The sequence below is a fragment of the Parasphingorhabdus sp. genome, from assembly GCF_965233695.1.
Classification (GTDB): Bacteria; Pseudomonadota; Alphaproteobacteria; order Sphingomonadales; family Sphingomonadaceae; genus Parasphingorhabdus.
This window is the reverse complement of the sequence record NZ_OZ247497.1, coordinates 640,416-659,238: the sequence shown is the minus strand read 5'-3', so window position 1 is coordinate 659,238 and position 18,823 is coordinate 640,416. Positions and strand designations below refer to the sequence as shown.

Below are 18,823 nucleotides of genomic sequence, written 5' to 3'. Positions count from 1 at the left end.
GACTGATTTGCCCGCTCATCACTGGCGATGATGATGCCACCAGCCCCTTATTGGTTGATTTTTAGACGGTAGGGGCTTCTGAGACTTGGGGAACTTTACCCGCGGCAACCTGCTTGGCAAAAACTTCCCGCATGATTTGCAAGGAGAAGAGATGCGCATAGATTAACGGCAACATTCCGTTCTGATTGATTTTGCGCAGTTCATCGCCGCGCATATCGCGCAGCTTCTCTTCGTTGACCATCTGGAAACCGCGATAGACAAATGGTTTTTCAACACCAGTCTGCTGAATGGCGACTTCGCCTTCCATCATCAGGTCCATTTTTTTGAGTTCTTCGACAAACTGACCAGTGCGTTGACCAGCTTGTTCAAACTGTTCGCAGAATTCCAGAATGCTTTTGGTTTTTTCAGAAGGCTGATCCTTATCGAAAAGGGCGTCGCCTTCTTTGTAATCGCCAATCGCGCCGGTTGTTGGGTCAAAGCAAAGCGACAACTCGTCAGCATCGGGGCGCAATTTTGCGAGCATGAAAGGGTAGCGGCGCACATAGGCGGGGACATAAGCAGGTTGGTTAAACCGGCCATCTTCGCCCATGAACGTATTTACGCCTTCATTAAGCCCCATCAGGATCAACGGAACGCTATTTTCGCCAACCGAAAAAACAATCGGATAGTTGCGGGCCGCATTGGAAAATTCGTCAACGGTAATTGGAATTGCATGCTGTTCCTGCATGAAAGAAGCATCGTCGAGACCCTTCACTTTCCAATTGCCATGTTCCTTCGAATTGAGTGGAACAAGGTCCTTGTAAAACATAGGAAGAGCTTGGGCTTGAGGCGCGCTGGCCATATGAATTCTCCGAAAATAGGTTAAGCTGTAAATCTGTTGATGTGGCTTTAAGAGGCTGGCGTGCCGGAAGCAAGAGGAACTAGCTTACCCGGATTCATAATGTTTTTCGGATCAATCGCTTTCTTGATGGCTAGAAGCGTGAGCATCCGCGCATCATCGGACAGTCGCGCCAGTTCGTCACGTTTGGTCTGGCCGATCCCATGTTCAGCCGAAATCGATCCATTGGCGTCGATGACCAGATCATGCACCATAGGTGATATTGATTGTGAATATTCTGACATCCAGGCTGCTGCCTTTTCTGGGCCCTTTATTTCAGGCGGGGCTTTGACATGGAAATGGACATTTCCGTCGCCCATATGTCCAAATGCCGCCACTTCAGAACCTGTGAAAGCAGCTTCGATTTTTTCCCCGGCATCAGTAATAAAATCAGCCATTTGCGGCACAGGTACGCTGATATCATGCTGTAGTGCCGGGCCGTCGGCGCGTTCGGCTTCTGAAATGGAATCACGAAGCTTCCAGAAAGCCTCGGCTTGGCTTTCATTCGATGCGATTGCTGCATCGCTAATCAAATCCTGATCCATCGCTTCTGCCAGGAGGCTTTCCACTATTTCGCGCGGATCGGTGGCTTGGGGTTTGTCGCGCACAACTTCGATAAGAACGTTCCAGGCTGCACTTTGCGCAAGAGGCGCGCGCGTGTCCGGAATATGTCTGAGAACCGCATCGAGGCAGGATTTAGGAATAATCTCAAAGCCTTCCAAAGATCGACCTTCGCGTGCGTTGATAAATTGTAGCAGCCGATATCCGGCTTGCGGAGATACAACACCTGCCCAGGCAACGCAGCGATCAATCAAAGCGGGAACCGTTTTGAGGGTCGCTGCTGTAACGATCCCCAAAGTTCCCTCGCCGCCGACAAGCAATTGTTTCATGTCATAACCGCGATTGTCTTTTTTGAGCGATGCAAGGCCATCGTAAATCGTCCCATCCGGCAAGACGGCTTCCAGTCCGGCGACGAGTGTGCGCATTGTGCCATGCCGCAACACTTGTGTACCGCCGGCATTTGTCGATACCAGTCCTCCGACGGTGGCTGATCCCTTGCCTCCTAAAGTGAGTGGGAAGCGCTGGCCATGCTCATCCAGGGCTTCGTGAAGAGTTTGCAAAATGACACCGGCATCGCACACAACAATATCGTCATCCGGCGCAATGTTGCGGATCTGGTTCATTCGGCGCAGTGACAATAATATGGATTGGCCCTCACTATCCGGCGTTGCGCCGCCCACCATGCCGCTATTTCCGCCTTGCGGGACAAGTGCCACTGAATGGTCATAGGCAATTTTAACAATTGCAGATACTTCGGCAGTGGATGCGGGAGAAACGAGCGCCAGTGCTTTGCCTGTATAACGACCGCGCCAGTCGGTCAGCCATGGCTCCATCTCGTCTGCGGACTGCGTGAAGCCTTTGGGCCCGACAATTTCGGCCATTTGATCCAACCAAGCGGGCGCTTGCGACATAATTGCTCCGTGTTTTGAGAGAAGGTTTGCAAATATAAAGGCTTTAGGCGAAAATACCAATATTTCAGTGAAAGTGATAGTTCATCAAATGTTCAATCGCTACTGTTATACGCATGGCGATGATAACTAGGGGTTTTCGGTGAGTCTTTTGCTCTATGCATCGTTGCTGTTGGCGGCACCTGTTGTGGCAGAAGAACCGACAACAGAAGACACTTCCGATGCCCGCGGCGTTTTTATTCCACCAACCCAACATCAATTTGCTCAGGTACGGATAGAAAAAAGGGTTATTATCCGGGTGCCTAGGCAAAGATCCGCTATCTCATCGGCATTGTCCGACATCGCGCGCAACTCGCGACCTGCAACATATACGCAAAAAAAAATTGGCAAATGCCTTCCGATGAACAGCATTCTCGGCGTCCAGCGATTTGGTGAACGCTATATTGATCTGGTTACGAGAGACCGCAAGCAAATCCGCGCGAGGCTTGAAAAAAAATGCCAGGCGCGCAGTTTCTATTCCGGATTCTATATGGAAAAATCCAGCGATGGCCAAATTTGCGCAGATCGGGATATTTTGCACTCGCGTACGGGCTCCAAATGCGAGATTGACCGGTTTCGCCTGCTCGTTCCTGAATAGCCGTTTGTTTCGTCGTGATGATCGCCCGGGATCGTCATGCTAGATAGCTTGACAAAAGCCGCATTTGGCACCATCTCCCGGAGCGGCGTTTACAGGCCTGTTTATTGTGCGACAGTGCACCATTATTTTCCGGAAACATTATGAAATTTGCCGACCTCGGCCTCTCTGACGAATTGTTACAAGCAGTAGCCGATGCAGGCTATGATGAGCCGACGCCGATTCAGGCGCAAGCCATCCCTCCCGTTCTGATGATGAAGGACATTATCGGTATCGCTCAGACCGGCACGGGCAAGACAGCCAGTTTCGTACTTCCGATGATCGACATATTGGCGCATGGCCGGTCAAGAGCGCGGATGCCGCGGTCGCTGATCCTTGAGCCCACCAGGGAACTGGCCGCCCAGGTCGCCGAAAATTTCGAGAAATATGGCAAGAACCACAATCTCAGTATGGCGCTGCTTATCGGCGGTGTATCGATGGGCGATCAGATCAAGGCTTTGGAAAAAGGTGTGGATGTTCTGATAGCCACACCGGGCCGTTTGATGGACCTTTTTGAGCGCGGGCGGATTCTGATGTCCGGTTGTGAATTGCTGGTCATTGATGAAGCGGATCGGATGCTCGATATGGGTTTCATTCCCGATATCGAACAAATTTGCTCGAAACTGCCATCAACCCGCCAGACAATGCTATTCTCGGCAACGATGCCGCCGCCGATCAAGAAATTGTCGGATCAATTTTTGAATAATCCAAAATCGGTGGAAGTATCACGACCTGCAACGGCTAACACTTCGATTGATCAATCGATAATCCACCTTGCGCCGAAGGCAAAGCGCCAGACGCTATACGGTATTTTGGACAATGACGGTGTCGATACCGCGATCATCTTTTGCAATCGCAAAACCGAAGTGCGCGATTTGTGTGAGCAGATGCGTAAAGACGGCTTTGATGCCGGTCAAATCCATGGAGATATGGACCAAAGTTCCCGCCTTGCCGAACTGGAGCGCTTCAAGTCAGGCGAAATCAATATTTTATGTGCTTCTGATGTGGCTGCCCGCGGGCTCGATATCAAAGGCGTTAGCCATGTGGTCAATTATGATATCCCCTGGCACCCGGACGACTATATTCATCGTATCGGTCGAACGGGGCGTGCGGGCGCGACCGGGGTGGCTATTACCTTTGTTACGAAACGCGATGACGAGCATGTCGATAGCATTGAGAAGCTGACAGGTATGAAACTGCCCGTGCGAGACCTGAAATCGATCAAGCCGGAGAAAAAGCAGTCAGGCAAGAAAACTGTTGCCGATAAACCGAAAAGCGAAAAGCCCAAGAAACCGCATTCTGACGACCGGCGAGCCGACAAACCGAAGCGGCCTGAAAAATCTGCCAAGCCGGCAAAATCAATCCCGAAGCCAGAGACGGCGGATGAAACCGATGATGGCTGGAATGGACCAGTTCCCGGTTTTCTTGGTGCAAAATTCGATCGCTAAAATCAGACGCTGACAGTTTTGAAGGCTACTCTGGTTTGAAGCCCGCTATTGTAGTGTCAGGCTATCCAATATTTGTTGCGCCAGAGGGTCGACGGTTTCGGCGCTATCGGCAGGATAAGTAATCGCCGCTTTAATCATCGTGCCGTCAGGTTTGCGCAGGATACGCTGGGCGGTCTTGCTGCCTTCCGCTATAATGCCAGAGGCACGATACTCATTTTCGTTGACATAGTTGCCGGTCATGCCTTCCCCGGCATCTTCCAGGGCTTTTACAGCCGCCGTTAAATCGGCATCTTCGCGATTTTCGATCCAGCCCGCGGTCAGCGTGGCTTTCGATGCAGCATCGTTAAAGACTCTGCCATCATCGTCACTGGCGGAATCATCGGCGACCCAGTCTCTGGGAACCATGATCGAGAAACCGCGCAGCGCGTTGGCATAGCTGGTCATTTCGGCACTATCGACGAGGGGTGCATTTTCAGCACCAGCCGCAGCGGCTTCTTGATCCTGTATCGCTTTTGTTGCGGCATCTGCCTGCTTTGCCAGCTCTTCGCTGGAGGGAACGTCACCAACGGCTTCCTGTTTGCCGCAAGAAGACAGAAGTAAGGCCGCCGACAAGGCGGCGCTAATCGATAATGTGGATCGGATATATGTCATATTCGCTAGACTTAGGGAGTCGCGCGTTAAACATCAACTGAGAAGATGAAGCGATAGATAATCACACGGGCCGATCAGGCAGCGTTGTCGATACCCAGATCAGCAAGCTTGCGATAAAGCGTGGATCGGCCAATGCCGAGGCGGCGTGCAACCTCGGTCATTCGTCCGCGATAGTGGCCAATCGCGAGACGGATCACATCGGCTTCAATCTCTTCGAGAGGCCGCAAATTACCATCTTCAGAATAGAGCGTGACGCCTATCCCTTCCTGATTGCTGATTGCATGAATAGAGGCGTCACCCGAATCGGCCACGAAAGACGCAATCTGCGGAAATTCATCGCAGGTCAGTGCATCGCGGTCGCACATCACGGCGGCGCGAAACAGAACGCTTTGCAACTGGCGGACGTTGCCCGGCCATTGATAGCTGCGGAGCAGATTTAATGCTTCATCGGTAATTCCGAGGCTGCGGAGTCCCGGTTGCAGCGCCAGGCGAGACAGAAAATGCCGGGCAAGTGCCGGGATATCTCCGGTACGGTCGCGCAGCGGCGGGATGGTAAGCTGCACGACATTCATCCGGTAATAAAGATCTTCGCGGAAGCGTTCTTTGCGGACTTCCTGTTCCAGCTTGCGATTGGTCGCGGCGATGATACGGACATCAATCTGAAAGCTGTTCGGGCTGCCGAGCGGCTGGATTTCCGATGATTTCAGAAAGCGGAGCAGGCGCACCTGAGTTTCGGCAGGAATACGATCCACTTCGTCCAGAAATATCGTGCCGCCTTCCGCTTGTTGCAGCAGTCCAATTTTGCGGTCAAACGCCCCGGTAAAAGCGCCTTTTTCATGACCGAAGAGGATGGAATCGAGCAGATTTCCGGTAATAGCGCCGCAATTGATTTTCAGCATTGGCAGTTTCGAACGCGGACTCGCTGCGTGAATGGCATCAGCAATCACTTCCTTGCCAACGCCGCCTTCGCCTTCGATGAGGACCGGCACGCGGGCGCGGGCCGCTTTGGCGGCAATGGCAAGTGCAGCGCGAAAAGCCGGAGCTGCACCGACGATTTCTTCAAATTCCAAGGGTGCTGATATTTTCTCGGTCAGCGGCTGCAACTCGCCCGCTTCCTTGGAGCTCTCCACCGCAGCGGTTAGCGCTTGCAACATCTGTTCAGGCGCAACCGGTTTAATAAGATAGTCTGTTGCTCCGGCGCGTACCGCATCGACGGCTTCGGCAACTGAGCCAACGGCAGTCAGCATCAAGATCGGCAGGGCCGGGCGGCGGGATTTCAATTCGGCGATCAAGTCGGTTGCTTCTGATCCGGGCACCCAATTGTCGAGGATAATCGCATCCAGCATCATGCCATCCTGCGTGCCTAATGTTGCAATCGCGGTTTCAGCATCGCGGGCAAAGATCGTGCGATAGCCTGCCCGTGATGCAAGTGCGGAGATCAACCGGCATTGCGCCGGCTCATCATCGATTAACATCAGCAATTTTGTGCCGTTTTGAGCCATGTTTATCCCATATGTGCCATAATGAACCAATAAAGTAGCAACGAGGGGTAAAGACCGGATTAAGAACCGCTGATATTTTCTATCACTCTTATTAGGATAAAACAGGCCGCTGGGCCTTGAGCGATACGATATATATGGTTAGAGCAGCGGCAATCTTTATTCGAATATTTGGAGGAATCATGGCTTCTGACAACAATATGAAATCTGCGGAAGAGACTTATCATCGTTTTTTGGGCTGGCTCAAAATCGGAACGATCATTACGGCTCTGGTGACAATCCTGGTCATCATTCTTCTTGTTACCTGATTGGAATAACCTTTGAAAATTGCGGTATTGAAAGAACTTGCCGATGGCGAGCGGCGGGTTAGTGCTTCCCCGGAGACGGTAAAGAAGTTCACGGCACTGGGCGCTAGCATGGCCGTTGAAAAAGGCGCGGGCTTGTCTGCTTCGATTGCAGATGCGGATTATGAAGCGGAAGGGGCCAGCATCGGCACCCGGGCCACGGTTTTGAAAGATGCCGATATTGTGTTGGGCGTGCAGGGACCGGATCCCAAATCGCTCAAGGGTATTAAAAAAGGCGCCTGGCTGGTGGCCAGTCTTAATCCCTTTGGGGAAAGGGCGCGGGTTGATGAATATGCCAAGCTCGGCATTGACGCGCTGGCGATGGAGTTCATGCCGCGGATTACGCGCGCGCAGTCGATGGATATTCTTTCGTCCCAATCGAACCTGTCCGGCTATAAGGCTGTGCTTGAAGCAGGCTCCCATTATGGCCGCGCGTTTCCGATGATGATGACGGCTGCTGGAACCGTATCGGCGGCAAAATGCTTTGTTATGGGCGTTGGTGTCGCCGGTTTGCAGGCGATTGCGACCGCCCGGCGTCTCGGCGCGCAGGTGTCGGCAACCGATGTGCGGGCTGCGACCAAGGAACAGATTCAGTCGCTCGGCGCAAAGCCCATTTTCGTTGAAGATGTTGCTGGCATCGAAGGCGAAGGCACCGGCGGCTATGCCACCGAAATGAGTGAAGAATACCAGAAGGCGCAAGCCGAACTGGTATCCAAGCATATTGCCAAGCAGGATATCGTGATCACCACCGCGCTGATCCCCGGACGCCCGGCGCCGCGACTGATCAGTGATGCCCAGATCGCGACGATGCGCACGGGCAGCGTGATTGTCGATTTGGCCGCTGAGCAAGGCGGTAATGTCGAAGGCGCTGTTGCCGGCCAAGTGGTCGAAAAGCATGGTGTCAAAATTGTTGGTGCGAATAATATGCCATCCAGCATGGCAGCCGATAGCTCGGCTTTATTCTCCCGTAACCTCTATAATTTCCTCGGCGCCTATTGGGATGAAGAGGCCAAGCGGCCTGTGCTGCCCGATGACGATGAAGTGACGATTGGCATACGGCTGACCAAAGACGGTAAAGTTGTGAATGAGCGCCTTCTGGCGAACTAGGAGGCATTTAAAATGGACTTTATATCAATTCTCTCAATCTTCGTGATGGCCTGTTTTGTGGGCTATTATGTCGTCTGGTCGGTGACGCCGGCTTTGCATACGCCGCTGATGGCGGTGACCAATGCGATTAGCTCGGTGATCATTGTCGGGGCGCTGATTGCCGCGGCCGCGGGGTCGCAAGCTGATGGGGGGCAGACCGCGAAATGGTTGGGTCTGGTCGGCGTTGTTCTTGCCAGCGTAAACATATTTGGCGGCTTTGCCGTGACCGAGCGGATGCTCGCAATGTACAAGAAAAAGGAGCGCAAATAATGCGCCGTGATCATCTAGCAAACGCCGTTACTCGTGCCCCGGACTTGATCCGGGGTCCATCTCCTGCTGTTGCGTCTGGACGCAAGCTGTGGAGATGGGCATCTGCCTTTACAGGTGCACTGGCATTTTCAACGCCGGCCATGGCGGCATCGGGCGAAGCGGTCAATCCATGGGTTGCGGTGGCCTATCTCATCTCAGGCGTGTTGTTCATTCTCGCTCTGCGCGGGCTGTCATCACCGGAAACGAGCCGTGCGGGTAACCGCTATGGCATGATCGGTATGCTGATTGCAGTGGTGACCACGTTGATCACCCATGATATTGCCAGCCTGCCGGAAATCGGCGTTGCGATTGCCATTGGTGGCGGTTTCGGGTTCATCGTCGCGCGTAAAATCGCGATGACCGACATGCCCCAACTGGTGGCGGGTTTCCATAGCTTGGTCGGTATGGCTGCGGTGCTTGTAGGCATTGCCGCCTATCTCAATCCCGGTGCCTTTGGTATATTGGACAATGCCGGCGAGATTCTGGTTGTTAGCCGGGTAGAGCTCGGCCTGGGCGTTGCCATTGGTGCGATTACCTTCTCCGGTTCGGTTATCGCCTTTCTGAAACTGAACGGCAATATGTCCGGTGCGCCGATCATGCTGCCGGGTCGCCATGTTATCAATCTCGGCGTACTTGCGGGAATCATCGGCTTGACCGCCTATTTCGCGATCCTGCCAACGGCGGAAACGGCGATGGTCTTCTGGATCATACTCGCGCTGGCCTTTATCATCGGCTTCCTGCTGATCATTCCCATTGGCGGCGCGGATATGCCAGTCGTTGTGTCGATGCTGAACAGCTATTCCGGCTGGGCCGCAGCGGCGATGGGCTTCACGCTTGGCAACACAGCCATGATCATTACCGGCGCGCTGGTTGGTTCGTCCGGTGCGATTCTGTCTTACATCATGTGCAAGGCCATGAATCGCAGCTTCATCAGCGTGATTGCCGGCGGCTTTGGTGCGGACAGCAGCGGTTCTGCTGATGGCGCTGAAAAAATCGACCGTCCGTGGAAACGCGGCAGTGCGGAAGACGCGGCCTATATGATGAAGCAGGCGGAAAATATCATCATCATTCCCGGCTATGGTATGGCGGTGGCGCAGGCTCAGCATGCTCTGCGGGAAATGGGCGATATGCTCAAAGAAGAAGGCGTGAACGTCAAATATGCCATTCACCCGGTCGCCGGCCGGATGCCGGGTCATATGAATGTGCTGCTCGCTGAAGCCAATGTGCCTTATGACGAGGTGTTTGAGCTGGAAGATATAAACAGCGAGTTTGCCCAGGCCGATGTGGCATTTATCATCGGTGCCAATGATGTGGTCAACCCGGCGGCGAAGACCGACAAGGGCTCGCCCATTTACGGTATGCCGGTCTTCGATGTTGACAAAGCCAAGACCATCTTCTTCATCAAACGCTCAATGGGCGGTGTTGGCTATGCTGGCGTTGATAATGAAGTATTTTATATGGATCAGACCATGATGCTACTGTCCGATGCAAAGAAAATGTGCGAGGACATTGTAAAGGCGCTTTAGGATGATCTGATTCCCGGAGCAGTCGGTAACTCTGTCGGGGAAGTATTCCATGCGTAAAATTGGCCTGATTGGCGGGATGTCGTGGGTTTCCACCGAATCCTATTATCGCCGGATCAATAGCGAAGTGCAGCGCAAGCTGGGCGGCTTTACCAGTGCGCATATGCTCATCGAAAGCGTCAATTTCAGCGACTATGCCCGGTTGCAGTCGGATGATGACTGGGATGCGGCGGCGGGCCTGATGACGCGTTCGGCCAAGCGGCTGGAGGCTTCGGGCGCGACCGCAATCCTCATCTGCTCCAACGCCATGCACAAAATCTACGAGCAAGTGCAGCCTGAAGTTGGCGTGCCGATCCTGCATATTGCCGATTGCGTTGGCGACAAGATGGTCGCGGATGGCATCAAGAACGCGACACTGCTGGGCACGCGCAATGTGATGACAGAAGGCTTTTACCGCAAACGACTGGTCGGCAAAGGCATCACGCTAACCCCGCCGGATGAAGATCGTGTCGAGGAGATTGACCGGATTATTTACGAGGAGCTTATGTTCAGCAAAGTGAAACGTGATTCGGAACGGACGATGAAAACCTTCATCACCAATATCGCCAAACAGGAAGTGGATGCCGTTGTTCTGGGCTGTACCGAGCTGGACCTGATCATTGATACCAAGGCGAATATCCTGCCGATTTATGACAGCACCGAAATCCATGCGGATGCGGCAGTCGACTGGATTTTGGCGGACGCTTAGCACTACCGGCCTCGATCAACGGGAAATCTTTATATTTTAGGTAGTTAAATCGTTTTCCGGTTGGGCCGCCTTGGCGAGTTTCTACAGCTTCTACACAGAATAGTCTAAAAAATTTCTCGGGTTTCGGGCATAAAAATAGGCCGGAACATCGGATGAATATCGACAGCTGAGCAAGAGCGATCCGAAAATATCACAGTCTGATCCTTGTAGGAAAGCGCTTTTTGGGACGGGTGCTATTTCCCGAAAGCGGACTCAAAGCACTCGGCTCAGCGATCAATGCCGAGCAAAGCTCTCACCGCGTCGACAATCTTGTCAATTTCGCGATGGCTGGGATGATAGAAGGAGACGGTACTGATGCTGTTTGCTGTGAACGCCATCAACAGCTCGCCAGCGATTGGAACGTCAACAGTATCAGGAAGATCACCTGCATTGATGGCATCGGCAACGATGGATTGAAATATCAGGCTATATTCTCTGCGAAGCTCTATGATGTCGGTATATTTTTCGGGTTCCCGCACCATTCGGGTTTGTGCCACGCTGGTAATCAGCGGAAAGCCACGCTCAGCTTTCTGGATTTTGCCGATGATCGTCAGGATATTGTTCAAGCGATCCTTCCAAGAGCCTTCGATTCCAGCCGCCTTTGAAATTATCTTGTGATTTTTTCGGATGCGGTCTTTCACTGTTTCAGCGAATAATTCTTCCTTGGATTCGAAATGATTGTAGATCGCCGCACCGGTCATCCCGGCTGATTTCGCAATTCGGGAAAGGCTGACCTCGCCAAAGCTATGCGCATTAAAAAGGGCAGCGGCAGCGTCGAGCAGGCGTGCCCGTGTTTCTTCGGATGTGCTTCCGAACGGCCGGCCCAGTTTTACCTCATTTGATTTTTCAGCTCCAGACCCAGTCATACGAACGACCTTTCCTACCTTCCGATCATTAGTCAATGCCCAGCGGGTCCTACATTAGAGAGCAGGCAAACAACTTAAGCTGGCTGGTACCAGATTGGAGAACTATATGCCCGCTCCTGTGTTATCAGCGGAGCACCTTTCGGCGGCTTCACCTTGAACTGCACTGCATCATATAGCGTCCAGCGCGGTGTGGGAATTTCCAGCACGCGGACATAGTAGAATGCTGGCTGCTTGGGGTCGAAATCCGGATCAATCCACATGGTCGAGAGAAACGGCTCACCAATATCATTGCTGTAGGTCGCCTCTTCATAGTTCACCGTATTACCAACGGAAGGAATTTTTCCCGTCACTGGATCAACTTTGCGGTCACCGGAGAACACTACCTCGTAGATATTCTCATGCAGTTTGCCATCACTGCTACGCCAGCCCTTGATGACTTGGACGCGATCAAGATTCGCACCATTGGGGTCTTTTAGGGCCGTCACCATAAAACGCGGCGCACTGCCACTGCCCGTCAACATGCCGCCCATCGGGACGCCTTTGGCATAGCCGATGCGGGCATAATCGGATTGCTCCATATCAGACGCCTGATAGTCCCAGCCGCCGAAAAAGCGGACGGCCATGCGGGGGCCTGTCGTCGCATAAACTTCTTTGCGCTTAAACGCCGCGAATAGCTCTTCGCGGGTGTTCGCTCTCGCCCAAGCGCCAATATAGCCAGAGCTTGTCAGCCGCCAGTTTTCCCAGAGACGTCCGCCCATCTTGCTATTGATACGTTCTTTACTCGGTTCGGATTCTACAAATTTGCCCCAGAAATTATTGTCATCCGACGTCGCAAGACCGGTATGGGAATCGGTGCTTCCGATCAGGCCATATTGATAGGGATTGACGCCAAAACGTTCTTGAAGGTCGAGACCTTGTTTCAGGCCTTCGCGCGCATATTCACCGCCAAGCCATTTCCGTAACTTTGCCGGGTCGGTTGGTTTGGCCACCATGGAGATGTTGTTTGCATCCCAGCTTTCGAAATCCGCAAATTCATCGGTGGGCGATAGCAGGGGATGGGATTCTCCATCGCCTTTTACCTGAGTTGTTTCATAAAGCGGTTCCCAGCGCGCGCGCAGATTGACATACTCCTGATTAAAAGGTGAGCCGTCACTTTGGACGTCGCCAAACATGTTGCCGTTGGAAATATTGCCATTATGGGCAATGGCCATCACTTCGCCACCGGTTTGCTCTTCATAGCCAGCCAGATAACGCCACAAATCCATGGGGTTATTGCTGTCCGCAGCCGAAAATGGGAGAGTTTGCAACGTCTTGTCTTTGTCATCCTTAAAAACAACAACGCGGTGCTGATTGCCACCACCGGGCATGGAGGTCCATTCATAGCCTGCAAATGTCGTGAACTTACCGGGCTTATTGTGGCGTTCTGCTGCCTCCACAAGCTCGGACCAAATTGTTCTTCTGAATTTTTCCGGCGGTTGCCTCTTGGCCTTTCCTTCTTGCAGCGACGCGACGACTTCATTCATCGGACCGATGGTATCACCAGCCTCGTTCATGGCAGCCCAGGCTTTTCCCAATGGCGTGTCAACAATATCCGGATTGCCGTTTTCCAAACCAAGAAAAACGCCCGTAAACTCGGCATGATCGGCGACCATCAGAAAATCGAGCGGTTGCTCCAGCTTTGCTCGCTTGCCGCCATGGGCATCAACCTCTTCGCCCTGGGCAAAGCGATAGGCTTCATCCGGGCCCAGCGTTTTGTTGCCAAAATTATAACTGTCGAAGGAATAGAGCGTGTGGAGATGAAGGTCGCCCCAATAGACCTGTTCGGGATATTCGGTCACTTCAACAGAGGCGGCATTTCGGCTTCCTTCTTCTGATTGTTTGGAACAGCCAGAGACCGCCATCGCAACCGCTGCTATGCTCCAGAGCATAGAGCTTCTATTTGTTTTACGAACTCGCATCCTTCCCCCTCGCTGCTTTCCATCGATAACAGTTTTCGCGCCCCATCTCGGCCCTGTCAGTTTTGATTGTGGGCTGCATATTTAAATAAATATATGTTCATTTAATAAATAGAACACGGCCAAAATCAATAGGCCGACATAGGGGAGGAAGATAATGGGTGCATCACGTGCAACGTTTAAGCGGCATATGGCATATGGAACGGCTTTGAGCTTGATGGGCAGTTTTGCTGCACCAGCGATGGCGCAAGCTGATGACACGTCCCAAAGAGTAAGCTCCGGTAACGAAGATATTGTTGTGACGGCCCGTAAGAAAACGGAACGGCTTCAAGAAGCGCCGGTCGCGGTCACTGCTCTTGGCGGTGAACGTCTGGAGCGGATTAACGCTACCGACCTTTCCGACCTGAGCGGTCGAGCGCCCAATGTGACCATCAACACCATCGGCAACTTTGGCAGTTCGGTATCGGTTTTTATTCGCGGCATCGGTAACGGCGATCCTGACTCTACCGTTGATCCTTCAGTCGGAATCTATGTCGATGGCGTCTATATTCCACGTACGGCCAATAGCTCGCTGGACCTTTTTGATGTCGAGCAAGTTGAAATTTTGCGCGGCCCACAAGGCACTTTATTTGGCCGGAATACAACGGGTGGCGCGGTCAATTACCGTACCAAACGCCCAACCGGTGAATTTGGTCTTCGCGGGGCTGTGACACTTGGCGATTTTGGTCAGAGAGATATCAGGTTTGCAGCTGAGGCTCCGCTGATCGACGATGTTCTTGCCTTTAAAGTTGCAGCATTTTCGCAGCATCTTGATGGCTTTTACACCAATACTTTTTCGGGCCTTCCCGGAAGGCGCAGTTCGACGTCGGCTGGTGAAAGCAACACCTTTACGTTCCGGCCATCGCTGCTTTTTACCCCCACTGATAATTTTGAATTGACCATTATTGGTGAATATAGCCGGGAGCGCAGTGAAAACCTGCCGTCGATCAATGTTTCGCCGCCTAATAGTCTTCTGCAAATATTCTATGATGTGCCATCATTTGGACGGGATGAAGAGGTGCGCTCCTTCGCCTTTAATGTTCCCGGACGCAGCGATATTGATGTCTGGGGTGTGACGGCCGAAGCAAATTGGCAAGTTGGTCCGGGCACTTTGACCTCGGTTTCCAACTATCGCGAGACTACCAAGGATATAAACAATAACGATACGGATGGAACGACTGCCGGTTTTTTTGAAACCTTGCGTGATCAGCCGCATGAGCAATATTCCAGTGAACTTAGATATAATGCTGACGTCACGGATGATCTGAATATCATCGCTGGTCTATATTATTTCCGGCAGAAATATTTCTTGCGCAGGGATACTTTTCTCAACGTAACAAATGGTCCGGTCACAGCGCGCAACAATGCTATTACCGGCCAAACACACAAGAATTTCGCGATCTTTGGGCAGGCGGAATATAATATAACGCCAGAGCTTCGGGTATCATTGGGCGGTCGTTATACCACTGAGAGGAAAGACTTTTTCGCCACATTATTTACGCCGTTCCCAAATCTTGGCCCTGTGTTTGAACTGGATGAAAAATGGTCTAACTTTGGTCCGGCCGTCGGCGTTGACTATCAGGCCAGTGACGACATCTTGTTCTACGCGAAATATTCAAAAGGCTTCAAAAGCGGCGGCTTTAATGGCCGTGGCGGTACACCGGGTGCTTTGGGACCGTTTGATGAGGAAAGCGTTGATGCCTTTGAAGGCGGCATGAAAGCAGACTGGTTTGACAATCGTCTTCGGACAAATGTCGCTGTCTATTATAACAAATATAAAGATCTGCAGCGCACGGTTATCAGGAGTCTTCAGAACCAAACCGGCGGCAACAATCAGGAAACCGTGACGGATAATGCCGCAAGTGCGACCGTCAAAGGTGTTGAACTGGAAGTATCTGCTGTTCCCGTCAATGGTTTGAATCTCGATTTCTCGGTTGGCTATAACAACGCCAGCTATGATGAATATCAAGCAGATTTGAACGGCGATACGATCATCACCGACAATTCGGATTTAGAAATATCGAGAGCGCCAAAATGGACATTGGGTGGCGGGATTAGCTATGCAGCCAATCTGGGTGACGCCGGCCTGCTGACCTTCCGCGGCGACTGGACGCATGTTGGCAAGCAAAACTTGCTTGTCACTGGTGCCCTTGATGGCCGTATTCCTTCTTATGACGTTATCGATGCCAGCATAAAATGGGACGTGCCTGGCGACCAATTCTATGTGTCGGTCTTTGTTAAAAACCTGAACAAGGAATTGTACGAAGTCTCCTACACACCTGTTGGTACCTTGTTTGCCTTTCACAACATCAGCCCACCGCGGCGTTGGGGCATTACACTGGGCTTCGAAATGTAGAACGAGCTTCCGCGCGAAGGAAAAAGGGGCGTTCTCCCAACGCCCCTTTTTTGTGCAATCCTAGCATCCCCTTTTGTGTTCAAAGCACATTCTAGCTTAGTCGGCCGATAATCCTCATTTGGTCGCATCACATACCGAGCACCATTGGCCCTTTTTCCCTAGCCTACTGACATCCCTGTCAATGCTCTTGGCAAGCGATCAAATTTGCGTCATTATCTCGCCAAACGGGAGAGAGATATGATCCGCACATTACTAGCCGCCACTGCTTTATGCTGCACCATGCCAGCGCTGGCAAAAACCATTACTGTCGAAGCCGGTGCCGATGCGCAGGAGCGATTGCAGGAAGCACTGATCCTTGCCGAGCCCGGTGATATTGTCGAGCTGGGGGCAGGGACATTCGCGCTAACGGACGGGCTCTCCCTCGATGTGGATAATGTGACGGTGCGCGGTGCCGGGATGGACAAAAGCATTCTCAGCTTCGCCGGACAATTGGGCGCGGGTGAAGGCTTGCTGGTGACCTCTGATGATGTCGTGCTGCGGGACTTTGCGGTCGAGGATAGTAAGGGCGACGGGATCAAGTCGAAGGGCGCGGACCGGATTGTTTATCACGCGATCCGCGTCGAATGGACTGGCGGACCAAAGGCGACCAATGGCGCCTATGGCATCTACCCGGTCGAGGGGAGCGACATATTGGTGCAGGACAGCGTGGTGCGCGGCGCGTCTGACGCTGGCATCTATGTTGGTCAGTCGAAAAACATCATTGTCCGCCGGAACACGGCAATCGAAAATGTCGCGGGGATCGAGATCGAAAACAGCTTTGATGCCGAAGTTACCGAAAATCTCGTTACCGAAAATACCGGCGGCATATTGGTTTTCGACCTGCCGAACCTGCCGCAAATGGGCGGGCATAATGTGCTCGTCGCGCGCAATGCGATCATCAACAACAATACCGATAACTTTGCGCCAGAGGGCAATATCGTCGCCAGCGTTCCAGCCGGCACCGGCGTGATGGTGATGGCCAACCGCAACGTGCAGGTGGTCGAAAATGCCATGATCAACAATGGCACGACCAATGTGATGGTGGTCGCCTATACGCAGAGTTTTGACGATGCCAATTATGACCCGACACCGCGCGACGTTTATATTGCCGATAATGTCTATGGCCGCGCTGGTTTTGCGCCGGATTTCGATGGCGGCGAGCAATTGGCGGCGGCTTTTGGCGGCGCGCTTCCGGCGATTGTTTATGATGGTCTCGGGACAGGCCTGATTGTCAATGATGCGGTTGCGATCCTCAATCTCGGGCTGACGAAAGTCGGTCAGTCCCCCACGGAAGCGAAGCCAACGCTCGATACCGAACGCGGCGCAGGCGAGGCCGTCGCATTGTCACCCATCGTCCTGCCTGCCTCGATGGAGGCGGCACTGAAATAATGCGAACCTTCCTTGCCGTCATTACCCTTTGCGTTGCCGGTTTTGCGGTCAGCGCCGCGCCTACAAAGCCAATAGCACCGGTGTCCGATGCGGTGATTATGGCGGCTGGCATGCCCAAAAAGCTCTCGGAATATGGTTTCTTTACCGATGCCGCTGGCTGGACGCCCAATAAGGGCGTTAAGCTCTACCGGCTCAATAGCGCCTTGTTCACCGACTATGCCGAGAAATATCGCTATATTTATATTCCCGCAGGGCAGCAGGCCGTGGCCGATGGTGACGGTCGGCTGCAATTTCCGGTCGGCTCCGCGCTGATCAAGAGCTTCGGTTACAAGATTGACGGGCAGGACCGGCTGCTTGAGACCCGGGTGCTGCTGCACCGCGCCGACGGCTGGATTGCCTTGCCCTATGTGTGGAATGCCGAGCAGACCGAGGCGACGCTAAAGGTGGCGGGAACCCGGATTCCGGTGCGCTTTACCGATCCGTCCGGCAACGCGCGCGACATCAGCTATGCCGTGCCGAACAAGAACCAGTGCAAGGAATGCCATTCGCTTTCCAACGCCGTGGTGCCGATTGGCCCGAAAATGCGCAACCTGACGCATGATACGCTCGATATGTTGCTGAGCAACGCGATGCTGGAACAGCCGGGCCGCGATCATCCGCCGATACCGGACTTTGCCAATGCAGCGATGCCGCTGGAAAGCCGGGCGCGCGCCTATCTCGATATTAACTGCGCCCATTGCCACAACCGGGAAGGCTCGGCGAGCAATAGCGGGCTGTTTCTGACCTATGAGGAAGAATCGCCGGTCCATCTGGGTGTCGGCAAGCGCCCGGTTGCCGCCGGACGCGGCAGTGGCGGCTTTGCCTTTGCAATTGCACCGGGCGAGCCGGATCAGAGCATCATGATGTACCGGCTCAAAAGCCTGGAGCCAGGTGTGGCAATGCCGGAAGTCGGCCGGTCATTGGTGCATGAAGAAGGCGCGGCGCTGTTGACCGAATGGATCGCGGCGATGGATTGAGATATGGTTATGGAAAGAACAGCACATTGTGATTGTGGTCAGGTGCACATAACCACCACCGCCGACCCTTATGCCGTTGTGATGTGCCACTGCCGTGCTTGTCAGCGACGTACCGGTTCTCCCTACGGCGTTGGCGCTTATTTTCAATCGAGTGATTGCAACATTCAAGGTGAAACGAATAGCTATATCCGCACTGGCGCTAGCGGATCGGATTTTGAGAACCGCTTTTGCCCAAAATGTGGCACAACGGTTTATTGGCTAACGCCATTTCATTCCGATGGGCTGGGCATCGCATTCGGGGTTTTTGATGGCGATGACCTTCCTGCACCCGATCGAAGTGTGTGGGAAAGCGAACGACATCACTGGATTGATGTATCTGCAAGAGAGCGTTGGTTAGAAGGACGGACGGGGCCGAAGGTGAGGTCTACAGAATGAGC

Annotated in this window: 17 protein-coding genes; 11 read left to right on the top strand and 6 right to left on the bottom strand. The window is 53.0% G+C overall.

Going from position 1 to position 18,823, the window contains the following annotated elements; genetic code table 11:
* Positions 1-61: 61 nt before the first annotated feature.
* Positions 62-841 carry a SapC family protein gene (locus ACO6S1_RS03100; protein ID WP_422344899.1) on the bottom strand — a complete coding sequence of 260 codons (780 nt, stop codon included), beginning with the start codon at positions 839-841 and terminating at the stop codon, positions 62-64.
* Between the two features lie 47 nt (positions 842-888).
* Entirely contained in the window at positions 889-2,349 is a 1,461-nt protein-coding gene (locus tag ACO6S1_RS03095; RefSeq protein ID WP_422344898.1) for an FAD-binding oxidoreductase, read from the bottom strand.
* Positions 2,350-2,746: 397 nt separating this feature from the next.
* On the opposite strand from ACO6S1_RS03095, the gene ACO6S1_RS03090 reads away from it, so the two are divergent.
* Both ACO6S1_RS03090 and ACO6S1_RS03085 read left to right on the top strand, forming a co-directional pair.
* Positions 2,747-2,983, top strand: a complete 237-nt coding sequence (locus ACO6S1_RS03090) for a hypothetical protein (protein ID WP_422344897.1) — start codon at positions 2,747-2,749, stop codon at positions 2,981-2,983.
* Positions 2,984-3,123: 140 nt separating this feature from the next.
* Positions 3,124-4,467, top strand: a complete 1,344-nt coding sequence (locus ACO6S1_RS03085) for a DEAD/DEAH box helicase (protein WP_422344896.1) — start codon at positions 3,124-3,126, stop codon at positions 4,465-4,467.
* Positions 4,468-4,512: 45 nt separating this feature from the next.
* On the opposite strand, the gene ACO6S1_RS03080 is transcribed toward ACO6S1_RS03085, so the two are convergent.
* Together ACO6S1_RS03080 and ACO6S1_RS03075 are read right to left on the bottom strand one after the other, a co-directional pair.
* The gene (locus tag ACO6S1_RS03080; RefSeq protein ID WP_422344895.1) at positions 4,513-5,118 is read right to left on the bottom strand and encodes a hypothetical protein; all 606 of its coding nucleotides are present in this window, start codon (positions 5,116-5,118) and stop codon (positions 4,513-4,515) included.
* Between the two features lie 74 nt (positions 5,119-5,192).
* Complete coding sequence (locus ACO6S1_RS03075; RefSeq protein ID WP_422344894.1) at positions 5,193-6,620, bottom strand: sigma-54-dependent transcriptional regulator; 1,428 nt, start codon at positions 6,618-6,620, stop codon at positions 5,193-5,195.
* Positions 6,621-6,799: 179 nt separating this feature from the next.
* Here ACO6S1_RS03075 and ACO6S1_RS03070 point away from each other — a divergent pair, with 179 nt between their 5' ends.
* The 5 genes from ACO6S1_RS03070 (at position 6,800) to ACO6S1_RS03050 (ending at position 10,687) form a co-directional block, all read left to right on the top strand.
* Entirely contained in the window at positions 6,800-6,925 is a 126-nt protein-coding gene (locus tag ACO6S1_RS03070; RefSeq protein WP_422344893.1) for an aa3-type cytochrome c oxidase subunit IV, read from the top strand.
* 12 nt (positions 6,926-6,937) lie between these two features.
* Positions 6,938-8,068, top strand: a complete 1,131-nt coding sequence (locus ACO6S1_RS03065; protein ID WP_422344892.1) for a Re/Si-specific NAD(P)(+) transhydrogenase subunit alpha — start codon at positions 6,938-6,940, stop codon at positions 8,066-8,068.
* Between the two features lie 12 nt (positions 8,069-8,080).
* Positions 8,081-8,377 (top strand): NAD(P) transhydrogenase subunit alpha, encoded by a 297-nt coding sequence (locus tag ACO6S1_RS03060; protein WP_066743604.1) that lies wholly within the window; start codon positions 8,081-8,083, stop codon positions 8,375-8,377.
* Between the two features lie 140 nt (positions 8,378-8,517).
* The gene (locus tag ACO6S1_RS03055) at positions 8,518-9,942 is read left to right on the top strand and encodes an NAD(P)(+) transhydrogenase (Re/Si-specific) subunit beta (RefSeq protein ID WP_422346278.1); all 1,425 of its coding nucleotides are present in this window, start codon (positions 8,518-8,520) and stop codon (positions 9,940-9,942) included.
* Between the two features lie 49 nt (positions 9,943-9,991).
* Positions 9,992-10,687, top strand: a complete 696-nt coding sequence (locus ACO6S1_RS03050; protein WP_422344891.1) for an aspartate/glutamate racemase family protein — start codon at positions 9,992-9,994, stop codon at positions 10,685-10,687.
* Positions 10,688-10,953: 266 nt separating this feature from the next.
* Here ACO6S1_RS03050 and ACO6S1_RS03045 read toward each other — a convergent pair whose 3' ends face one another.
* On the bottom strand, positions 10,954-11,592 hold the full coding sequence (locus tag ACO6S1_RS03045) for a TetR/AcrR family transcriptional regulator (protein WP_422344890.1): 639 nt from the start codon (positions 11,590-11,592) through the stop codon (positions 10,954-10,956).
* A 74-nt stretch (positions 11,593-11,666) separates the two neighbouring features.
* Entirely contained in the window at positions 11,667-13,520 is a 1,854-nt protein-coding gene (locus tag ACO6S1_RS03040) for a DUF3604 domain-containing protein (protein ID WP_422344889.1), read from the bottom strand.
* 184 nt (positions 13,521-13,704) lie between these two features.
* On the opposite strand from ACO6S1_RS03040, the gene ACO6S1_RS03035 reads away from it, so the two are divergent.
* The 4 genes from ACO6S1_RS03035 to ACO6S1_RS03020 all read left to right on the top strand — a co-directional run bounded on the left by ACO6S1_RS03035 (position 13,705) and on the right by ACO6S1_RS03020 (position 18,821).
* On the top strand, positions 13,705-15,942 hold the full coding sequence (locus ACO6S1_RS03035) for a TonB-dependent receptor (RefSeq protein ID WP_422344888.1): 2,238 nt from the start codon (positions 13,705-13,707) through the stop codon (positions 15,940-15,942).
* Between the two features lie 237 nt (positions 15,943-16,179).
* Positions 16,180-17,370: a parallel beta-helix domain-containing protein gene (locus ACO6S1_RS03030; protein WP_422344887.1), complete on the top strand. Its 1,191-nt coding sequence runs from the start codon at positions 16,180-16,182 to the stop codon at positions 17,368-17,370.
* Positions 17,370-18,386, top strand: coding sequence for an SO2930 family diheme c-type cytochrome (locus tag ACO6S1_RS03025; RefSeq protein ID WP_422344886.1), 1,017 nt, complete (start codon positions 17,370-17,372; stop codon positions 18,384-18,386). Before ACO6S1_RS03030 ends, ACO6S1_RS03025 begins: the two co-directional genes overlap by 1 nt.
* A gap of 3 nt (positions 18,387-18,389) precedes the next feature.
* Entirely contained in the window at positions 18,390-18,821 is a 432-nt protein-coding gene (locus ACO6S1_RS03020; protein ID WP_422344885.1) for a GFA family protein, read from the top strand.
* Positions 18,822-18,823 lie beyond the last annotated feature (2 nt).